The organism is Streptomyces sp. NPDC090127 (assembly GCF_044746945.1).
Taxonomy (GTDB): Bacteria; Actinomycetota; Actinomycetes; order Streptomycetales; family Streptomycetaceae; genus Streptomyces.
In genome coordinates this window covers 407,246-427,230 of the sequence record NZ_JBIVDE010000005.1, presented here as the reverse complement: position 1 = coordinate 427,230, position 19,985 = coordinate 407,246, and the positions used below count along the sequence as shown (strand labels likewise).

At 74.3% G+C, this 19,985-nt stretch carries 17 protein-coding genes and 1 pseudogene; 8 read left to right on the top strand and 10 right to left on the bottom strand.

All coding sequences use genetic code 11. The features are described from left to right. Positions 1-101: 101 nt before the first annotated feature. Together ACIPPS_RS20825 and ACIPPS_RS20820 are read right to left on the bottom strand one after the other, a co-directional pair. Positions 102-770, bottom strand: a complete 669-nt coding sequence (locus ACIPPS_RS20825; protein WP_401434021.1) for a DUF998 domain-containing protein — start codon at positions 768-770, stop codon at positions 102-104. A gap of 656 nt (positions 771-1,426) precedes the next feature. Further along, positions 1,427-1,834: a hypothetical protein gene (locus ACIPPS_RS20820; protein ID WP_401434019.1), complete on the bottom strand. Its 408-nt coding sequence runs from the start codon at positions 1,832-1,834 to the stop codon at positions 1,427-1,429. A gap of 329 nt (positions 1,835-2,163) precedes the next feature. Between ACIPPS_RS20820 and ACIPPS_RS20815 the strand changes: the two genes are divergently transcribed. From ACIPPS_RS20815 to ACIPPS_RS20800, 4 genes are all read left to right on the top strand, one after another. Then, a complete protein-coding gene (locus ACIPPS_RS20815; RefSeq protein ID WP_401434017.1) occupies positions 2,164-3,348 on the top strand; it encodes a S8 family peptidase in 1,185 nt (394 codons plus the stop codon). Positions 3,349-3,570: 222 nt separating this feature from the next. Beyond that, positions 3,571-4,500, top strand: coding sequence for a non-homologous end-joining DNA ligase (gene ligD, locus ACIPPS_RS20810; RefSeq protein ID WP_401434014.1), 930 nt, complete (start codon positions 3,571-3,573; stop codon positions 4,498-4,500). 41 nt (positions 4,501-4,541) lie between these two features. Next, positions 4,542-5,186, top strand: coding sequence for a DNA polymerase ligase N-terminal domain-containing protein (locus ACIPPS_RS20805; protein WP_401434011.1), 645 nt, complete (start codon positions 4,542-4,544; stop codon positions 5,184-5,186). A gap of 116 nt (positions 5,187-5,302) precedes the next feature. Further along, positions 5,303-5,938: an endonuclease gene (locus tag ACIPPS_RS20800; RefSeq protein WP_401434009.1), complete on the top strand. Its 636-nt coding sequence runs from the start codon at positions 5,303-5,305 to the stop codon at positions 5,936-5,938. 114 nt (positions 5,939-6,052) lie between these two features. On the opposite strand, the gene ACIPPS_RS20795 is transcribed toward ACIPPS_RS20800, so the two are convergent. The 3 genes and pseudogenes from ACIPPS_RS20795 to ACIPPS_RS20785 form a co-directional block, all read right to left on the bottom strand. Then, entirely contained in the window at positions 6,053-6,712 is a 660-nt protein-coding gene (locus tag ACIPPS_RS20795) for an alkyl sulfatase C-terminal domain-containing protein (protein WP_401434007.1), read from the bottom strand. Further along, positions 6,682-6,924 (bottom strand): annotated as a pseudogene (locus ACIPPS_RS20790) (MBL fold metallo-hydrolase); the annotation flags it as partial. The gene ACIPPS_RS20795 and the pseudogene ACIPPS_RS20790, both read right to left, overlap by 31 nt. 193 nt (positions 6,925-7,117) lie before the next feature. Next, the gene (locus ACIPPS_RS20785; protein ID WP_401434005.1) at positions 7,118-7,417 is read right to left on the bottom strand and encodes a hypothetical protein; all 300 of its coding nucleotides are present in this window, start codon (positions 7,415-7,417) and stop codon (positions 7,118-7,120) included. 173 nt (positions 7,418-7,590) lie between these two features. On the opposite strand from ACIPPS_RS20785, the gene ACIPPS_RS20780 reads away from it, so the two are divergent. Next, positions 7,591-8,307, top strand: coding sequence for a PP2C family protein-serine/threonine phosphatase (locus ACIPPS_RS20780; RefSeq protein ID WP_401434655.1), 717 nt, complete (start codon positions 7,591-7,593; stop codon positions 8,305-8,307). A gap of 3 nt (positions 8,308-8,310) precedes the next feature. On the opposite strand, the gene ACIPPS_RS20775 is transcribed toward ACIPPS_RS20780, so the two are convergent. Continuing rightward, the gene (locus tag ACIPPS_RS20775; protein WP_401434002.1) at positions 8,311-9,732 is read right to left on the bottom strand and encodes a hypothetical protein; all 1,422 of its coding nucleotides are present in this window, start codon (positions 9,730-9,732) and stop codon (positions 8,311-8,313) included. A gap of 242 nt (positions 9,733-9,974) precedes the next feature. Here ACIPPS_RS20775 and ACIPPS_RS20770 point away from each other — a divergent pair, with 242 nt between their 5' ends. Then, the gene (locus ACIPPS_RS20770) at positions 9,975-10,934 is read left to right on the top strand and encodes a D-2-hydroxyacid dehydrogenase family protein (RefSeq protein ID WP_401433999.1); all 960 of its coding nucleotides are present in this window, start codon (positions 9,975-9,977) and stop codon (positions 10,932-10,934) included. A gap of 141 nt (positions 10,935-11,075) precedes the next feature. Here ACIPPS_RS20770 and ACIPPS_RS20765 read toward each other — a convergent pair whose 3' ends face one another. Beyond that, a complete protein-coding gene (locus tag ACIPPS_RS20765; protein WP_401433997.1) occupies positions 11,076-11,432 on the bottom strand; it encodes a GntR family transcriptional regulator in 357 nt (118 codons plus the stop codon). A 2-nt stretch (positions 11,433-11,434) separates the two neighbouring features. After that, positions 11,435-12,373, bottom strand: coding sequence for a DUF1648 domain-containing protein (locus ACIPPS_RS20760; RefSeq protein WP_401433994.1), 939 nt, complete (start codon positions 12,371-12,373; stop codon positions 11,435-11,437). A 121-nt stretch (positions 12,374-12,494) separates the two neighbouring features. Here ACIPPS_RS20760 and ACIPPS_RS20755 point away from each other — a divergent pair, with 121 nt between their 5' ends. Beyond that, entirely contained in the window at positions 12,495-13,454 is a 960-nt protein-coding gene (locus ACIPPS_RS20755) for a nucleoside hydrolase (protein ID WP_401433991.1), read from the top strand. A gap of 155 nt (positions 13,455-13,609) precedes the next feature. Here the strand turns inward: ACIPPS_RS20755 and ACIPPS_RS20750 are convergent, their stop codons facing one another. Continuing rightward, a complete protein-coding gene (locus tag ACIPPS_RS20750) occupies positions 13,610-14,494 on the bottom strand; it encodes an alpha/beta fold hydrolase (RefSeq protein ID WP_401433989.1) in 885 nt (294 codons plus the stop codon). Positions 14,495-14,686: 192 nt separating this feature from the next. Here ACIPPS_RS20750 and abc-f point away from each other — a divergent pair, with 192 nt between their 5' ends. Continuing rightward, positions 14,687-16,276, top strand: a complete 1,590-nt coding sequence (gene abc-f / locus ACIPPS_RS20745) for a ribosomal protection-like ABC-F family protein (protein ID WP_401433987.1) — start codon at positions 14,687-14,689, stop codon at positions 16,274-16,276. Between the two features lie 70 nt (positions 16,277-16,346). On the opposite strand, the gene cobN is transcribed toward abc-f, so the two are convergent. After that, positions 16,347-19,949 carry a cobaltochelatase subunit CobN gene (cobN, locus tag ACIPPS_RS20740; RefSeq protein ID WP_401433985.1) on the bottom strand — a complete coding sequence of 1,201 codons (3,603 nt, stop codon included), beginning with the start codon at positions 19,947-19,949 and terminating at the stop codon, positions 16,347-16,349. Positions 19,950-19,985 lie beyond the last annotated feature (36 nt).

The following is a 19,985-nucleotide window of genomic DNA, read 5'->3' as shown; positions in this document are numbered from 1 at the left end:
GGCTGCGCAGGGCGTGGGCTGCGCAGGGCGTGGGCTGCGCAGGGCGTGGGCTGCGCAGGGCGTGGGCTGCGCGGGGCGGCCGCGGGCGGTGCCGTTCGTCGTCAGTGGTGTGCCGGGGTGCGGGCCAGCCGGGTCGTCACGGCGGTCAGCCACAGCAGGCCCAGGGCCGCGCCCGCGGTGAACGCCAGGACGGAGGCGGCCGAGGCCGTGAAGCCGACGAGGACCGCCACGGGCACGGCGCGGGACGCCAGGGCCCAGCCCCGCAGGCCCCGGGCGGCGAGCGGTCGGGCCAGCACGACGAACGCGGCGCACAGGGCGAGGTAGCCGACCATCCCGGCGACCATGTGGGCGGCGCCGTGGCCGCTCATCACGGTCGCCTCGGCCGCCCCGACGGGGAAGCCCGCCCCGGCGTCGGCGGGAAAGAGCGCGGCGGCCCAGAACGAGGCACCGAAGAGGCCGATCAGCACGGGCCCCCAGGTCCCGCCCGGCGCGCCGCGCAGCGCCCCCCGCAGCCCGGTGGCGGCGACGACGAGCAGGGCGCCGGTGACCAGGAAGTTCACCGTCTGGATCCAGCCCGGATCACCGAGGGCGAGCTGACTGATCGCGTTCCGACCGAAGTCGAAGCCGTCCCGCAGGAGCCCCTGGACGAGTCCGCCCACCAGGAACAGCGGCCCCGCCACCGCCCCGCCGACCAGGGCCCACCACGCTCGCGGGCTCGACGGGGACACGGCGGGGGAGACGGGGCGGGGCGCGGTGAGGGTGCCGGTCATGGAGGGCCTTCCTTGCGTCGGTGGTGTCGCTCATATGACCGACGGCAAGGAGGGAACTCATCGCTCCCGGCGCGGGTTCGTCCTGGTCGGCCGACCGGCGGCCGCCCCGCCGCGCCTCAGGTGACGGGCGACGGCGGCGGGATCGGACCCGGGAGGGGGCCGGGGGACGGGTGGGGCGGCGGGCTGGGGGCCGGCGGAGGCTCCGGGTCGGGTTCCGGCTGGGGCGGGGCCGGTGGGGTGGGATCCGGGGTGCCTGGCGAGGGGACCGGGCCCGGCAGGGGGCCGGGCTGGGGCGCCGGTCCCGGGCCGGGGGGCGGGGTGGGGCTCGGGGGGACCGGGTCGTTGGGGGGTGTGCCCACGGGTTGCCTCCGTTCGCTCGGGTCGCTCGCTCGCTCGCGTTCTCGCGTTCTCGCGTTCTCAGGAAGGCGGCTACCCGGGCGCCGCGCGATGACACCGGCCGTGCTCTCAGGCGGTGCGGGCGCGGGCGTCCGGGGCGTTGCGGGCGCGGGCGTCCGGGGCGGTGCGGGCGCGGGCGTCCGGGGCGGTGCGGGCGCGGGCGTCCGGGGCGGTGCGGGCGGTGGTCTCAGGCGGGAGTGACGGTCACGGAGCGGAGATTGAGGCGGTGCGGGCGCGGGCGTCGGTCCGGGGCCGTGCTCTCAGGCCGCGCGTACGTCCGTCGGGGTGCGGTGGACGATGCGGAAGCGGTGGCTCTCGCGTGCCAGTTCCCGGCCCTCGGCGTCCAGGAAGCGGCCCGTCACCTCGTACGTCCCGCATCCTCTGCCGACCGGCAGCCGCTCCGCCGGGAGCTGGATCTCGTACGGCCCACCCGCGCGGAAGCCGCCGAGGACGTTGTGGGCGGTGGCGATCAGGTTCCCCGCGTGCGACCGCTCCTCCTCGAAGCTCAGGCCGTCGACCCCCTCGTCCGTGCGGAAGGTCAGCGCGACGCCGACCACCGCGCCCTCCGGCAGCTCGACGGCCTCCGGTCTCTCCGTGCCCAGGGGCACCGGGAACCGGCCGAACTCGTCGGAGACCAGGGCCACGTCCATCAGCTCGAAGACAGCCATACGGATTCACGACCTCTCGCCCTCCACCGTACGCCCTGATGGGCTGCGGGCCATACGGGTTGATCTTGCGGCTCCGGTGCCGGGCCGATCAATCGTTTCCGCAGGTTGTGCGACATGCCGACCGGGGGCCGCGGGCGGGCTTCGGCGGTCGCGGATGGCGGTCGACCGTCCGGGGCGGGCCGGCTAAGACGCACGCGGGATGCGATCGATGCAGGGGACGGCCACCGCTCGCTCGCACGCGAGGTACGTCCCCGACGTCGGCGTCCCGGGCAGGTGGTGCACGCGTCCCCTCACTCGACCCCCTCACTCGACCCTCAGGAGTTCCCTCGATGCGCATGTTCGCGCGCCTGGCGACCGCCGCCCTTCTCGCGGTCTCCCCCGCCCTCGGCACCGCCGCGTCCGCCACCGTCCCGGAGCCGACCGCCCCCGTCCCGCTGCAGACCTCGGCGAACGCGATCCCCGGCACTTACATCGTCACCCTCGACCACCGGATCGACGCGGCCGTGTCGTCGGCGAAGTGGGGGCTGAAGCCGACCTTCGTCTACCAGAAGGCCCTGAACGGGTTCGCTGCCCCGATGACCCCGCTCCAGCTCAAGGCCGTCCGGTCGACCCCGGGCGTGAAGGCCGTGGAGCAGGACGCGACCGTGTCCGCCATCCCGTCCCTGCCCGCCACCGCCGCCACCCGCGCGCCCGCGTCGTCCTGGGGCCTGGACCGGATCGACCAGCGCTTCCTGCCGCTCGACAACACCTTCACCACCGGCGGAAACGGCGCCGGAGTCACCGCGTACATCCTCGACACCGGCATCGACTACGGCCACGACGAGTTCGGCGGCCGGGCCTCGTTCGGCTTCGACGCGATGGGCGACGGGCGGGCCGGAGCGGACTGCAACGGCCACGGCACGCACGTCGCCGGTACGGTCGCGGGCAAGACCTACGGCGTGGCCACCAAGGCGAAGCTGGTCAGCGTCCGCGTCCTCGGCTGCGAGGGCAAGGGCAGCTACTCCGGGATGATCGCCGGCTTCGACTGGGTCGCGCGGAACGCCAAACAGCCGGCCGTCCTCAACGGCTCCCTCGGCGGACCGGCGTCGGGCGCGCTCAACAACGCCGCCAATTCCCTCACCGACGCCGGAGTCCTGCCGGTCATCGCGGCCGGCAACGACGCGCAGGACGCCTGCAACGTCTCACCGGCGTCCGCCACGCGCGTCGTCACCGTCGGGGCGAGCGACCGGTACGACCGGGAGACGTCCTTCTCCAACTGGGGCCCCTGCCTCTCCCTCTACGCACCGGGGCAGGCCATCACCTCGGCCCGGCTCGGCGGCGGCACCGTCGACCTGAACGGCACCTCCATGGCCGCCCCGCACGTCGCCGGCACCGTCGCGCTCTACAAGCAGGAGCACCCCACCGCCGCCCCGGCCGAGATCGCGCGGTGGCTCGACGCCAAGTCCACCAAGGACGTCCTGAGCAACATCAGCAAGGGCAGCCCCAACCAGCTGCTGTTCACCGCCGGGTCCTGAGGCGGAAGCGGGTGGTCGCCGCCGACCCGTCTGCCGGCGGCCACCCGATCCCGGCGGCCACCCGATGCCGACGGCGACCACCCGATCCCGGCGGCAGCCGTCCGCTCCCTGCGGCGCCCGCCTCACGTTTGCTCCTGCTTGTCCCGCTTGATCCCCGTCTCGCGCGCATACCGGTCCGCGCCCCGGGGCAAGCGCCCCAAGAGATTCGCATCCGGAGAGGACATGATGAGCGGCGCACAGAAAGTCCGGGCGGGCAGGCGCACCGTCGAGGTCGGCAAGCCGGAGAAGGTGCTCTTCCCCGACCCCGGCATCACCAAGGCCGACCTCGCCGCGTACTACCGCACCGTCGCCCCGCGCATGCTGCCGCACCTGCGCGGCAGGCCCCTGATGCTGGAGCGCCATCCGGACGGCGTCGACGGTTCGGGGTTCATGCAGAAGGACATCCCCGCGTCCTTCCCGGACTGGGTCCACCGCGCCGAGCTGCCCAAGGAGGGCGGCACCGTCACGTACGTGGTGGGTGAGGACACCGCCACCCTGGTCCTCCTCGCCGACCAGGGATGCGTCACGCTGCACCGCTGGCTCTCCCGGGCGGACCGGCCCGACCACCCGGACCGGATGGTCTTCGACCTGGACCCGGCCGACGACGACGGCAGCGGCGACGGCTTCGCTCACGCCCGGGACGCCGCCCGTCTGCTCCACGAGCTCCTCGACGACCTGGGGCTCCCGGCGCTGCTGATGACCACCGGCTCGCGCGGTCTGCACGTGGTCGTACCGCTGGACCGGAGCGCGCCCTTCGACGACGTACGCGCCTTCGCGGCCGACGTCGCCACCGTTCTCGCCGACCGGCACCCGGACCGGTTGACCACGGCGGTGCGCAAGCAGGCCCGCGCGGGGCGGCTCTACCTCGACATCCAGCGCAACGCCTACGGCCAGACCGCCGTCGCGCCCTACTCCGTACGCGCCCTCCCCGACGCGCCCGTCGCGGCCCCGCTCGCCTGGGCGGATCTCGACGACCCGGAACTCGACGCCCGCCGGTGGCACCTCACCGACGCGGACCGGCTCCTCACGGAGAACCCCTGGAGCCCCGCGCCCCGGCCGCACTCGCTCGGCCCGGCGGCGGACCGGCTGCGCCGCGCCGCCACCCGCACGTGAAGCCCGTGCCCCCGACCCCAGCCCCACTCCAGGAGGAGGCCATGACCGCATCGCCCCGGCAGCCGCTGGCCGAGTACCACCGCCGGCGTGACTTCGCCAAGACCGCCGAGCCCGAGGGCGGCGGCGGCCGGAACGGCGGGACCTCCGAGGACCAGCCGTCCTTCGTCGTCCAGATCCATGACGCGACCGCGCTGCACTTCGACTTCCGCCTGGAGGTCGACGGGGTCCTGAAGTCCTGGGCGGTCCCGAAGGGGCCGTCGAGCGACCCGCACGACAAGCGGCTGGCCATGCCGACCGAGGATCATCCGCTGGAGTACCGGGAGTTCGAGGGCGTGATCGGGGCGGGCGAGTACGGCGCGGGCACCGTGATCGTCTGGGACGAGGGCACCTACCGCAACCTCTCCACCGACCGCCGCGACCGGCCGATCCCGTTCGCCGAGGCCCTGGAGCACGGGCACGCGTCGTTCTGGCTGGACGGCCGGAAGCTGCACGGAGGGTACGCGCTCACCCGGACCCGCTCCGGTGACGGCGGAGAACGCGAGACGTGGCTGCTGGTCAAGCGTGCCGACGCCCGCGCCTCCAGCGCCGGAACTCCCGACCCCTGGCGCGCCCGTTCGGCGCGCAGCGGCCACACGCTCGGGCAGATCGCCCGGGAGGCCACCGCGTCCGACGGAGCCGGGGCGTGACGACGGCGCCGGTGACGGTGACGGTGACGGTGACGGCGACGCGCGATGACGACGGAGCCGGTGACGTGTCATGACGAGGGCAGGCGACCGGCACCCACCGGAAGGAGAGACGACCGATGGACACCTCCCAGATGATCGAGGAGCTGCTGCGGGAGCACGGGCGGACCTACGCCGACGAAGCCGGCATCACCCTCCACGACAAGCCCTCCCCGCTCTACCGGCTCCTCGTCCTCACCGTCCTGTGCTCGATCCGCATCAAGGCCGAGACCGCCACCGCGGCGGCCCGGGAGCTCTTCGCGGCCGGGATGCGAACGCCCCAGGCCATGGTGGACGCCACCTGGCAGGAGCGCGTGGACGCGCTGGGGCGGGCACACTACGTCCGGTACGACGAGAGCACCGCGACCGCGCTCGGTGACGGCGCGACGCTGCTGCTCGACCGCTTCCACGGCGACCTGCGCGAACTGCGCGACCAGGCCGAGGGCGACCCGGCGAAGCTGCGCGAACTGTTGCAGGAGGTCCCCCGGATCGGGCCCGTGGGCGCCGACATCTTCTGCCGGGAGGCCCAGGCCGTCTGGCCCGAGCTGCGGCCGTTCTTCGACGAACGCTCCCTCGCGACCGCCGCCGACCTCGGCCTCCCCCACACCCCCGCCGGCCTGGCCCGCCACGTCCCCCCGGGGGATCTCGCCCGCCTGGCCGCCGCCCTGGTCCGCGTCAGCCTGTCCAGGACCGCCGTGGACGAGCTGACCGCCTAGCCGGGCGCGCCCCGGTCCTCGGGGCGTCAGAGCGTCAGAGCGTCACGGCGCCAAGGTGTCACGGCGTCACGGCGTCACGGCGTCACGGCGTCACGGCGTCACGGCGCCAAGGCGTCACGGCGTCACGATCGGGAAGCCCGGGTCGGCCTTCGTCCGGTACGAGAAGAGGCGGTTCAGGAGCGCCGGGTCGCCGGTCGTGTCGATGCCGGCGAGGCCTTCGCCCGTCAGGAGGCCGAAGAGCTGCGGCCTGGTGAGGGTGAGCGTCAGCCCCGCGAGGGTGCGCGGCTCGGCGAGGCCGCTCCGGTGGGTGAGGGCGCCGTTGTGCAGGGTCAGGCGGTGGCGGCGGCCCTCGTCGGTGAGGACGAGGTCGATGACGAGGTCCTCGTCCCAGGCGCGCGGCCCGTCGATCCGGACGGCGATCGAGTCCAGGAGCATGTCCGTGGTCAGCGCCGACGCCACCTCGGGGCCCGTGGTGTCGATGGTGGCCGGGTTGACGCCGTGGCGCAGCTCCATCGCGGAGTTGAGGTAGAAGTTGCGCCACGTGCCGTTCTCCGCGCCGTGCCCGAGCCTGTCGTACACGCCCGCCAGGGCCTCCTTGGCGGCCGTGTCGTCGGGGGCGGCGAAGACGAGGTGGTTGAGGAGGGTGGCCGCGAAGCGCAGGTCGCCGTCCTCCACGTACGCACGGGCCTTGGCGAGGGTGTCGGCGGGACCGCCCATCGACTCGACGTACCGGCGGGCGAGGTCGACCGGCGGGTGCTCCCACAGATGGGCCACGTTGCCGTCGAACCTACCCCGGACTCCGTACCCTCCGGCAGGACACCGCGGGAACCGCCGAAGTGGTCGCCGTGGGAGTGGGTGTAGACCAGGCCGGTGACGAGACGTTCGCCGCGGTGCGCGCGGTAGAGCGCGAGGCCCTCGGCGGCCGTCTCGACGGACACCAGCGGGTCGATGACGATCACCCCGCGCTCGCCCTCGACGAGCGTCATGTCGGCCAGGGAGCGTGCGCGGAGGGAGCGGGCGGGAGGGGGCGCAGCCGTACGGGAGCGGGGCGGGAGCGGGCGCAGCCGTACGGGAGCGGGGCGGGAGCAGGCGCAGCCGTACGGGAGCGGGACGGGAGCGGGCGCAGCCGTACGGGAGCGGGGCGGGAGCGGGCGGCTGCGCTCGGGAGCCTGCCCGGGCTTACGGCACCAGGCGGACGAAAGCCACCTCGAAGTGGTCCACCGAGACCACCCGCTGGCCCTCGCGCTGGGACGACTCGGCCCTGACCTGGGCCGCCTCCTCCTCGCTCCCCACCATCGTGGCCTCGTCCTCCCACAGGGTCAGCGTCCGCGCCCGGCCCGTCGCGCGGTCCACCAGGTAGTACGCGCCCCGGAAGCCCGGCAGGTGCTCGACCAGCTTGACGACCGCCTCGGACCTGGCGGTCAGGTCGCCCTCCGGCGGAACCGGTGACCCCTGGTAGGTGCTCAGCCTCGCGAACATCGACGGACGTCCCTTCCTCGGCCCGCCCCGGCCTTCCGCGGCCGGGGACGGGCGGCTCACGACCAGCCTGCGACGACGGGCCGTACCGCGCATGCCGGGGCGACAATGGGGGTGAGGAGGCGGTAGCCGTGGCGCAGTACATCGCCGTGACCGCGCTGAGCCATGCCGGGCTCATGCGCGAGCACAACGAGGACAGTCTGGTGGTCGGTCCCTGGACCTTGGGCGGGACCGTCACCGACAGCCCCCAGACCCTGCTCTTCCCGCTGGACAGACCCCTGCTCGTGGCCGTGGCCGACGGGCTCGGCGGGCAGCCGGCCGGCGAGGTGGCCAGTGCCCTGGTGGTCCGGCGGCTCGCCGCGTTCGGGCACGACCTCGACAGCCCGGAGGCCGTCGGCGAGGCGCTGGAGGCCTGCAACCGGGCCGTGTACGCCGCCGCCGAGGGCCGGCCCGAGATGGCCACCATGGGCACGACCGTCGCCGGGGCCCTCGTCCTGCCGGACTCGCTGGTGGCGTTCAACGTCGGCGACAGCAAGGTCTTCCACTCGTCCGGTTACGGGCTCCGCCAGGTCAGCGTGGACGACAGCCCGCCGCCGACGCCCGGGCAGCGCACCACCTCCGCCGTCACCCAGACCCTCGGCGGCAGCCACACGTTCAGCTCCGTCACCCCGCACGTCGCCGCCTTCCCGCTCACCCGGGGCGACCGGTACCTCGTGTGCAGCGACGGACTCACGGACCCCGTGCCGGAGGAGGACATCGAGGAGCTGCTGCGCGTCCACGACGACGGCAAGGCGGCCTACGAGCTGTGGAAGGCGGCCATCGAGGCCGGCGGACCGGACAACATCACCCTCGCCCTCATCCGGATCGGCGAGATCGGGGAAGCCGGGCAGTGAGCGTCACGGCCTGAGGCGGGCTGCCGGCCCGCCTGCGGGTCCCCCGTTCGGCCCCTCTTCCGGCCCTTCCTCTGTTCCCCCGTCCGGCCCTCCACCCGTTTTCCCCTCCGGCCCTTCGTCGAGCCCTCGCGTCCGCTCCCCGTTCCCGTCGCCGTCCCTGTCCCCGTCCCGCTCCCCCTCCGCGAGGAACGTCGTCACCGCGAGCGCCAGCAGCAGCGTCAGCGCCAGGCCCACCACCACCCAGCCCGTCGGGTGGTCCCAGAGGACGTACGTCAGGACGGCCGCGGCCACCAGGATCCAGGTGATCCAGCCGCGGTGCCTCCGCACGAACGGGCCGACGGGGCCCGTGCGCAGCCCCACGCGGTCCGCCGTCGCCCGGGTCGCCGCGATGCCCGCGTGCCACACCTGGCGGACCACCGTGGCCGAGCACCCCGGCCCGGACAGCCAGGCCGCGAGCGCCACCACGACCCCCAGGACCACCACCATCCGGATCGTCGTGCGCAGCAGCCGGACCATCGCGTCGTAGACGGAGCCGGCCGCGGGCTGCGAGACGGTGTCGGGCAGGGCGTTGAGATAGATCGTACGGAACACGGTCAGGCCGGCGGCCAGGACCAGGGCCGCCGCCGCGAAGCCGAGGGCCGCCGCGATCAGGGAGCGCCGGCGGTGCGCCGAGAGCAGCACCCCGGCCGCCGCGAGCAGGACCGCGAGCACCGGCAGCCAGCCGCCCATGAGTTGGAGCAGCCGGAACCCGGTCTTCACCTTCCCGACGTCGTCGGCCTTGAGCAGCGTGAAGTCGGTGTGGACCTCGGGGATCTTCGCGGCGACCGTGAGACCGGCGTCCACCAGTCGCTGCTTGACCCGGTCGATGACGGGCGCGAGGTCCAGCGTCACCGTGTCGTTCTTGATCTCCACCGCGCCGTCGCCGCTGCCGGTCAGCGCGCGGACGACCGAGGTGTGGACGGCCCGGTTGGCGTCGGTCCAGATCGTCTCGAAGGCGTCCGAGGCGACGACCTCCTCCGCCTTGTCGTGGACGAAGCTGCGGACGGCGTCCTCCAGGGAACTCCCCAGCCGTCCCAGGGCCTTGGCAAGGAGCGGGCGCTGCTCGGGGGCCACGCCCTCCAGGAGGTCGTCGAGGTCGATGTGGTCCATGACCGCGCCCGTGACCCGGTTCGCCACGGCGGCCTGGACGTCCCGGTCGGCGGCGAGCGGGGCGACCGTGGCGACGTAACGGTCGGTGTCGCCCACGACGTCGGCCGTCCAGGCGGCGAGGGCGCCCAGCGGGGCCAGGACACAGCCGAGGACGATCAGGAGCGCGGCGAGGAAGGAGCGCGACCGGTGGCGCGGCGGCCGGGCCTCGCCTCCCGCGGCATCCGCCTCCAGGGCGGCGACCCGCGTCCGTAGCGCGTCCAGTTCGCCGGAGCTCATGCGTTCTCCCTCCACGGTGCAAATCAGGCCAATTGTCGGGGCGGGTGGCGGGTTTGTCGCTCCGGACCGGTCCGTTCGCCGACCGTCACCCGGGTGCCGCAGCACAGCGGGCACGGCCGCACCGCCTGCCGTACGATCCGGGCTGTCGATCCGGGCTGTCGTACCCGTTCCGGGCTGTCGATCCGGGCTGTCGTACCCGTTCCGGGCTGTCGTACGGGACCGGGCCGCGCGATCATGAGGGCATGAAGCCCCGCTGCGCCGTACTCGACGACTACCAGGGCGTCGCCCTCGCCTCCGCCGACTGGAGTCCGCTCGCCGACCGCGTCGACGTACGCGTGCTGCGCGAGCATCTGACCGACCAGGACGCGCTCGTCGCGGCCGTCGAGGACTGCGAGATCCTCGTCGTCATGCGGGAGCGGACCCCGCTCGACGCCGGGCTGCTGAAGCGGCTGCCCCGGCTGCGGCTCGTGATCACGTCAGGGATGCGCAACGCCTCGATCGACCTGGCGGCCGCCGCCGCGCTCGGGATCACCGTCTGCGGTACGGCCAGCAGCTCCGAGCCGCCCGCCGAGCTGACCTGGGCGCTGATCCTGGGGCTCGCCCGGCACGTACCGGCCGAGGCGGGAGCGGTCCGCGCGGGCGGGCCCTGGCAGTCGACGGTCGGCACGGACCTCGCCGGGCGGACGCTCGGACTCGTCGGCCTCGGCAAGATCGGCGGCCGAGTGGCGCGGGTGGGGCTCGCCTTCGGGATGGAGGTCGTCGCCTGGAGCCCGCACCTCGACGACGAGCGGGCGGCGGAGCACGGGGTGGTGCGCGCGGCCGGCAGGCGGGAGCTGCTGGAGCGCGCGGACTTCGTGTCCCTGCACATGGTGCTGGCGGAGAGCACGCGGAACCTGATCGGGGAGGACGAGCTGCGCGCGATGCGCCCCTCGGCGTACCTGGTCAACACCGCACGGGCGGGCCTGGTCGACGAGCGGGCGCTGCTGCGGGCGCTCCGGGAGGGCTGGATCGCGGGCGCCGGGCTCGACGTCTTCCCCACCGAGCCCCTCCCGGCGGACGACCCCCTGCGCACCCTCCCGAACGTCCTGGCCCTGCCGCACCTGGGGTACGTGACGCGCGGCAACTACGGCCGCTACTTCGGCCAGGCGGTGGAGGACATCGAGGCGTACCTGGCGGGGTCGCCGGTACGGGTGCTGGGGTAGGCGGGGGAGGACATCGAGGCGTTCCCGGCGGGGTCGCCGGTACGGGTGCTGGGGTAGGCGGGGGAGGACATCGAGGCGTACCTGGCGGGGGCGCCGGTACGGGTGCTGGGGTAGGCGGGGGAGCTCACGGGCGGGGGTCGTTCACACCAGCTCCCCGCGGACCAGGGCCAGGAGTTCGTCGTCCGTCAGGCCCAGCTCCCTCGCCTCCGTCACCAGCTCCCGGGCCCGCTCGGCGAGACGGGCGCGGGCACCGACCGGGGCGCCGGGGACGATGGCCGCACCCCGCCCCCGGCGGAGTTCGATCAGGCCCTCCTCGCGCAGGCGCTGGTAGCCGCGCAGGACCGTGTGGACGTTGACGCCCAGCGAGTCGGCGAGCTCCCGGGCGGTCGGGAGGCGTTCGCCGGGGCTCGCCGAACCGTCGGCGAGGGCCCCGCGCACGCAGGCGGCGATCTGGTCGCCGAGCGGTACGGCGGAGGCGGGGTCGACCCGGAAGAGCATGGTCAGACCCTCCCACGCCGTTCGGCCAGGGTGTTCAACAGGGCGGCGGCCGTCCGCGCGTCGGACACCGTGACGGCGAACTCCCGGCCGCCCGCCCGCTGCACGACCAGGCCTTCCCCGGAGCGCAGCACCATGCCCGTGCGGTGGGCGCGGACGCGGTAGCCCCAGCCGCCGAACTCCGCCAGGGCGTCGATCTCCCGGGCGCTCGCGCTCGCGACCTCGGCGAGCGGGATCCGCACCCGGGGCCAGGGAGCGAGCGCCGGGCGCAGGGTCAGACCGCGCCGGTCGACCGTGACCCGGATCCGGGACAGTCCGAGGACGAGCGCCCCGGCGACGGCGAGGACGAGCGCGACCGGCCACGGCGCGAGGAGCACGGCCACCGGGGCCGCCGCCGCAAGGACCGCGCCCGCGACGGTCATCGGGTGCGAACCCGCGCCGCGCGACCAGCCGGCCACCTCGCTCGGGCCGAGCGGCAGCGTCTCGCCCGTCCGCTCCTGGGAGCCCGGAAGCTCAGGGTCCACCGGGACGAGGCGCGTCAGCGCCCACCCCACGAGCGCGGCGATCCCACCCGCACCGGCCGCGACCGTGAGGTCGACCAGTGGGGAGACGACCTGGGTGGCGTCGGCGATGTCCAGGTTGTTCCGTACGAGCAGGGCCATCAGCGCCCCCGTGGCACCCGCGGTCGACCACGCGCCCCAGAGCGCGCCGCGCCGCACGAGCACGGTCCAGCCGGCGCCCAGGGTCAGCAGGAGAGCGGAGCCGAGCAGGGCGTACGGGGTCAGGCCGGTCCAGCCGTCGGCGCGACCGTCGACACCGAAGTGGGTGGCGAGCGGCTCGGGCAGCCGGTCGGCGAGAACGCCGAGGAGGGTCAGATGCAGGGCGAGCGCGAGCGCGAACGGCAGCGCCGCGAAGGCGCGCAGACGGGTCGGGACAGGGTTCATGGCGACCTCCCGGATGATTGATTGTTAGTACTCTACTAGAACAATGCAATCAGAGGTCAAGGGGCCTGCCGGTCGCGACGGGCTCGTGACGGCGCGGGCGGCCGTGTGGGACCGTGGAGGTATGCCCGTACCCGTGATCCTCGACTGCGATCCCGGTCACGACGACGCGTTCAACATCCTGCTGGCCGCCGCCCATCCGGCCGTCGAGCTCCTCGGCATCACCACCGTCGCGGGCAATCAGACCGTGGAGAAGACCACCCTCAACGCGCGCCGCGTCTGCGACGTCGCCGGCATCCGCGGGGTGCCGATCGCGGCGGGCCGGGACCGGCCGCTGCGCGGCGCGCCGGACCGCGAGCAGCGCGTCGCCGAGGACATCCACGGCGGCTCGGGGCTCGACGGCCCCGGCTTCGGCGAGGGCGAACCCGACGTCCCGCAGGACCCGCGCGACGCCCGCACCCTGATCCGGGAGACCCTGCTCGCGCACCCCGCGCCCGTCACTCTCGTCCCGACCGGGCCGCTCACCAACATCGCCACGTTCCTGATCGCCCACCCGGAGCTGATCCCCCGGATCGAGCGGATCGTGCTGATGGGCGGCTCGACCGACCGCGGGAACACCACTCCGGCGGCGGAGTTCAACATCCTCTGCGATCCGGAGGCGGCGGACATCGTCTTCTCCAGCGGGCTGCCGATCACGATGTTCGGCCTGAACGCCACCCACCAGGCCCGGGCCACCGCCGACGTCGTCGCCCGGATCGCGGCGCTCGGCACGCCGCTCTCCCGGCTCTGCACCGAGCTGCTCACCTATTTCGCCGGCACCTACCGCGACGTGTACGGCTTCGACGCGCCCCCGCTGCACGACCCGCTCACCGTGGCACACCTGGTCGACCCGTCGCTGATCAGCCTCGCACGGGCGGCGGTGACGATCGAACTGACCGGGACGCACACCCGGGGCGCGACGGTCGTGGACCTGAACGGGGTGACGGGCCGGCCGCCCAACGCGGACGTGGGGATGGAGGTCGACGTCGCGGCCTTCTGGGACCTGATCGTCGACGCGGTCCGGGTCCTGGGCGAGCGCGCCTGAACGGGTGCGGCCCGAGCGCGCTTGCCCGGACGGGACGGGGGCCGAAGGCGCCTGAGCGGAAGGGCCCGAGCACACCTGACCGGCCAGGCCCCGACCGCTCCTGAACGGCCAGGCCCCGCGCCGACAGCTCCGCGCCGACGGCCCCGTCCCCGTGCTCAGACCGCCAGTGCGTCCCGGAGCGCCTTCGCGAACTCCGTCGGGGCGCCCTGCTGGCCGTACTCGCCGCCCAGGAAGCCGCCGTGGTGGCTGGGGAAGACGGCGGGTTCGGTGCCCAGCGCGGCGGCGACCCCGACGCCCGCGCGGTGGGCCAGCTCGCCTTCCGACTCCTCGCCCACGGCGACGACGATGCGGGTCGGCGCGGCCCTGAGCGCCTCGAAGTCGGGGAGGTAGCCGGTGCACGTGCGCAGGTTCTGGCCGAGCAGCGCGTCGTCACGCGTGCCGTCGTCCTCGGTGGGCAGCCCGAAGGCGGCGGGCGAGGGGGCGGGCTCGTCGGCCCAGTTCGCGGGGATGGGGCCCTTGCGCATCGTCACGGCGATGAACTTCGCCATCGCGGGGCCCATGCCGTCGCGCAGGTAGGTGTCGCGGATGTCGGCGCAGAGCTCCAGGGCCGGCTCCCGGTCCGGCAGCACCTGCACCGTCGGCGGCTCGTGCGCGACGAGCGTCCGTACGAGGTCGCCGTGGCGGGCGACGAACGCGAGCGCGTTCACCGCGCCGCCGCTGCTGGCGAAGAGGTCGACCGGGCCCGCGCCGACCGCCTCGACGACCCGCCGCAGGTCGTCGGCGTGCTCCTCGGGCGTCGTCTCGGCGGCGCCGTCGGTGCGGACGCTGCGGGCGACGCCCCGGGGGTCGTAGGTGAGGACGGTCCGGTCGGCGAAGTGGGAGGCCAGCGTCGTGAACCCGGAGGCGTCCATGGGCGAACCGATCAGGAACAGCGGGGTGGCCTCCTCGCCCGACCCGTCGGCGGCCCGGACGTCGTAGCGCAGGGTGGCGCCGGTCCCGTCCAGCGTGTGGGTGGCGATGCGGGCGTCGTTCTCGGCCATGGTCTTCTCCTCGGGTCTCGCACGGTCAAGGGGTAGACGGCCGGCGCCGCCGAAACTCATCGCACCCCCTGGCGAGACGAAACGTCTTGCGGCAGCACTCCCGGCGCCCTACAGTCGAACCCAACGAGACGAGACGTCTCGTTGGGTTCGAAGTGAGCCGCTGCCCCGTCCCCGACGAATGGAGACCCCCTCTTGTTCCGTGTCCAACTCACCGACGTCACACGGCGCCACGACGACCGGCTGGTCCTCGACCGCGTCTCCCTCACCGTGCGGTCCGGCGAGCGCGTCGGTGTGGTGGGCGACAACGGCGCCGGGAAGTCCACCCTCCTGCGCCTCCTCGCCGGCCTGGAGCGCCCCGACAACGGCACCGTCGCCGTGGACGCCCCCGGCGGCGTCGGCCACCTCGCCCAGACCCTGGACCTCCCCGGCACGGCGACCGTCGGCGACGCCGTCGACCTCGCGCTCGCCGACGTACGGAGGCTGGAACGGGCGATCCGCGACGCCGAGGCGACCCTCGCCACCACCGGGGACCTCGACGGGTACGCCGCGCTCCTCGCCGCGTACGAGGCACGCGGCGGGCGGGACGCCGACCGACGGGTCGAGACGACCCTGCGGCACCTCGGCGACCGCGAACCGCTGCGGCGCGACCAGCCGCTCGCCACCCTCTCCGGCGGCCGGCGCTCCCGCCTCGCGCTCGCCGCGACCCTCGCCTGCGACCCCGAACTCCTCCTGCTCGACGAGCCGACCAACGACCTCGACGACGAGGCCGTCGGCTGGCTGGAGGAGCGGCTGCGCGCCCACCGGGGAACAGTCGTCGCCGTCACCCACGACCGCACGTTCCTCGACCGGGTCACCACCACCGTCCTGGAGGTCGACGGCGCGCAGCACACCGTCCGCAGGTACGGCGACGGCTACGCCGGCTACCTCACCGGCCGCGCCGCCGAACGGGCCCGGCGGGAACGGAAGTACGAGGAGTACCGCACCGAGCTCGACCGGTGCAGGACCCTCGCCGACACGAACATCGACCGCTTCACCGCCATCCCGCGCAAGGCCCCGGCGTCCTTCAGCGGGGCGGGCGCCTTCCGGGCCCGGTCGCGGGCGCACGGCGCGATGAGTCGCATCAGGGCCGCCCGGGAGAGGCTCCGCCGACTCACCGAACACCCGGTGCCCGCACCCCCGGAACCGCTCCGGTTCACGGCCGCCGTCGAGGGCCGCGCGGCGGGGGCGGTCGCCCTGACCGACGTACGGGTGGAGGGGCGGCTGCGCCTCGACTCCCTGCACCTGGCACCTGGCGAACGCCTTCTGGTGACCGGCCCGAACGGCGCCGGGAAGACAACGCTTCTGAAGGTCCTGGCGGGTGAACTGGCCCCGGACGACGGTACGGTGACGGCGCCGCCCAGGGTCGGCATGCTCCGCCAGGACGTCGGCCCGGCGGACGACCCCCGCACGGTGGCGAAGGCCTTCGGCGAGGGCCGCGAAGAGGAACTCCTGCGCCTCGGCCTCTTCGCGGCGGCCGATCTGGCCGTTCCTGTCAGGGAGTTGTCGACCGGCCGGCGCCGGAAGCTGGAACTGGCCCGCCTGGTCACCCGCCCGGCGGACCTGCTCCTCCTCGACGAGCCGACCAACCACCTCGCCCCCGGCCTGGTGGAGGAGATGGAGGCCGCCCTCGCCCACTACCCCGGCACGCTGGTGATCGTCACCCACGACCGCCGCGTCCGCGCCGGCTTCCGGGGCCGCCGCCTCGAACTGGCCCCGATCGCCGCGTCCGCGAGCCCGGCATGATCCACAAGAGACCCCCCAGGGCCAGTTCCGTGGACCAGCCCGCGAGCCCGGCGAGATCCGAACGACAGGACTAGTCGTCGCCCTCCAGGTCGCCCTCGGTCTCCAGGAAGACCTGGCGCAGGGCGGCCAGGGTCCGCGGGTCCGGCTTCTCCCACATGCCGCGCGACTCGGCCTCCAGGAGGCGCTCCGCGATGCCGTGCAGGGCCCAGGGGTTGGCCTCCTTCAGGAAGGCCTGGTTCTCCGGGTCGAGGACGTACGTCTCGGTGAGCTTGTCGTACATCCAGTCGGCGACCACGCCCGTCGTCGCGTCGTAGCCGAAGAGGTAGTCGACCGTCGCCGCCAGCTCGAACGCGCCCTTGTAGCCGTGGCGGCGCATCGCCTCGATCCACTTCGGGTTGACCACCCGGGCCCGGAAGACCCGCGAGGTCTCCTCGACCAGCGTCCGGGTGCGGACCGTCTCCGGGCGGGTCGAGTCGCCGATGTACGCCTCGGGCGCCGTCCCCGTGAGCGCGCGGACGGTCGCCACCATGCCGCCGTGGTACTGGAAGTAGTCGTCCGAGTCGGCGATGTCGTGCTCGCGGGTGTCCGTGTTCTTCGCGGCCACCGCGATCCGCTTGTACGCGGTCTCCATCTCGGTGCGCGCCGGGCGGCCTTCGAGACCGCGGCCGTAGGCGTAGCCGCCCCAGACCGTGTAGACCTCGGCGAGATCCGCGTCCGTCCGCCAGTCGCGCGAGTCGATCAGCTGGAGGATGCCCGCGCCGTACGTGCCCGGCCGCGAGCCGAAGATCCGGGTGGTCGCCCGCCGCTCGTCGCCGTGCTCGGCCAGATCGGCCTGCGCGTGCGCCCGTACGTAGTTGTCCTCGGCCGGCTCGTCGAGCCCGGCCGCCAGCCGTACGGCGTCGTCGAGGAGCCCGATGACGTGCGGAAACGCGTCCCGGAAGAAGCCCGAGATGCGCAGCGTGACGTCGACGCGCGGCCGCCCCAGCTCGGCGAGCGGGACCGCCTCCAGGCCGTTCACGCGGCGCGAGGCGTCGTCCCAGGTGGGGCGGATGCCCAGCAGGGCGAGGGCTTCGGCCACGTCGTCGCCGGCCGTGCGCATCGCGCTCGTACCCCAGAGGGAGAGCCCGACGGACGTCGGCCACGCGCCGTTGTCGGAGCGGTAGCGCTCCAGGAGCGAGTCGGCGAGCGCCTGCCCGGTCTCCCACGCGAGGCGGGAGGGGACGGCCTTGGGGTCGACGGAGTAGAAGTTCCGGCCCGTCGGCAGCACGTTGACCAGGCCACGAAGGGGCGATCCGGACGGGCCCGCCGGGACGAAGCCGCCGTTCAACGCGTGGACGGCGTGGGTGAGTTCGTCGGTGGTGGCGGCGAGGCGCGGGACGACCTGTTCGCAGGCGAACCGCAGGACGGCCCGGACGTCCGGGCCGTACGCGGCGGCGACCGCCGGGACCGCGTCCACGGACCAGCCGGCCGCCTCCATCGCCTCCACCAGCTCGCGCGCCGTGGCCTCCGCCTCGTCGGCGGTCGTCCGGGTCGCGGCCGACTCGTCCAGGCCCAGCGCCTCGCGCAGCCCCGGCAGGGCCTGCGTACCGCCCCAGATCTGCCGGGCGCGCAGGATCGACAGGACCAGGTTGACCCGCGCCTCGCCCTGCGGCGCCCCGCCGAGCACGTGCAGACCGTCCCTGATCTGCGCGTCCTTGACCTCGCAGAGCCAGCCGTCGACGTGCAGCAGGAAGTCGTCGAAGCCGTCGTCCTCGGGGCGGTCCGCCATCCCCAGGTCGTGGTCGAGCTTCGCCGCCTGGATCAGGGTCCAGATCTGCGCCCGGATCGCGGGCAGCTTGGCGGGGTCCATGGACGAGATCTGCGCGTACTCGTCGAGCAGTTGCTCCAGGCGCGCGATGTCGCCGTAGGAGTCGGCGCGGGCCATCGGCGGCACCAGGTGGTCGACGAGGGTCGCGTGCACGCGCCGCTTGGCCTGCGTGCCCTCGCCCGGGTCGTTGACGAGGAACGGGTAGACCAGCGGCAGGTCGCCGAGCGCCGCGTCCGGGCCGCACGCGGCCGACAGGCCCGCGTTCTTGCCCGGCAGCCACTCCAGGTTGCCGTGCTTGCCCAGGTGGACCATCGCGTCCGCGCCGAAGCCGCCGTCCTCGGCGCGCGCCGCGATCCAACGGTAGGCGGCCAAGTAGTGGTGGGACGGCGGGAGATCGGGGTCGTGGTAGATCGCGATCGGGTTCTCGCCGAAGCCGCGCGGCGGCTGGATGAGGATCAGCAGGTTCCCGCGCCGCAGGGCCGCGAGGACGATGTCGCCCTCCGGATTGCGGGAGCGGTCGAGGAACATCTCGCCGGGCGGCGGGCCCCAGTGCCGCTCGACGCCCTCGCGCAGCTCCTGCGGCAGGGTCGCGTACCAGCGCTTGTAGTCGGCCGCCGGGATGCGGACCGGATTGCGGGCGAGCTGCTCCTCGGTCAGCCAGTCCTGGTCGTGGCCGCCGGCCTCGATCAGGGCGTAGATCAGCTCGTCGCCGTCGCCGGAGACCAGGCCGGGGATCTCGTCCTCGGGCCCGAAGTCGTACCCCTCGACGATCAGCCGCCTGAGCAGGGCGACGGCGGAGGCGGGGGTGTCCAGGCCGACCGCGTTGCCGATCCGGGAGTGCTTCGTCGGGTACGCGGAGAGGACGAGCGCGAGCTTCTTCTCGGCGTTCGGGATGTGCCGCAGCCGGGCGTGACGCACGGCGATCCCGGCGACCCGGGCGGCGCGCTCGGTGTCGGCGACGTACGCCGGGAGGCCGTCCTCGTCGATCTCCTTGAAGGAGAACGGGACGGTGATCAGCCGGCCGTCGAACTCGGGGACGGCGACCTGGCTGGCGGCGTCCAGCGGGGAGAGCCCCTCGTCGTTCTCCTCCCAGGCCGCCCGGGAGCCGGTGAGGCAGAGTGCCTGCAGGATAGGTACGTCGAGGGCGGCGAGCGCGCCCGCGTCCCAGGCCTCCTCGTCCCCGCCGGCCTGGGCGTCGGCGGGCGTGGTGCCGCCGGCCGCGAGGACGGTGGTGACGACGGAGTCGGCGCCCTTGAGCGTCTCGATCAGCTCGGGCTCGGGGGCCCGCAGGGAGGCGACGTACAGCGGCAGGGCGCGGGCGCCGGCGTCCTCGATCGCCTCGCAGAGGGAGTCGACGAAGGCGGTGTTCCCGCTCATGTGGTGGGCGCGGTAGTAGAGCACGGCCACCGTCGGACCGGTCTCCGTGCGCGCGGTGCGCTCCAGGGGACCCCAGGTGGGCGCGGCGGCCGGGGCCTCGAAGCCGTGGCCGGTGAGCAGCACGGTGTCGGAGAGGAACCGGGCCAGCTGCTCCAGGTTGGCCGGGCCGCCGTGCGCCAGGTAGGCGTGGGCCTCGGTGGCGACGCCGACGGGGACGGTGGAGGTCTCCATGAGCTGGGCGTCGGGCGCCTGCTCGCCGGAGAGCACGACGAGCGGCTTCCCGGTGGCGCGCAGCGCGTCGAGCCCGTCCTCCCAGGCCCGCAGCCCGCCGAGGAGGCGGACGAGGACGAGGTCGGCGCCGTCGAGCAGCCCCGGCAGGTCGTCCAGGGCGAGGCGGGAGGGGTTGGCGAACCGGTAGTCGACCGGACCCCCGGCCGCGCGGGCGCTGAGCAGGTCGGTGTCGGAGTGCGACAGCAACAGAATTCGCATGCGTGCGCAGGCCTTCCTCGGGGTTGTCCGCGCCCC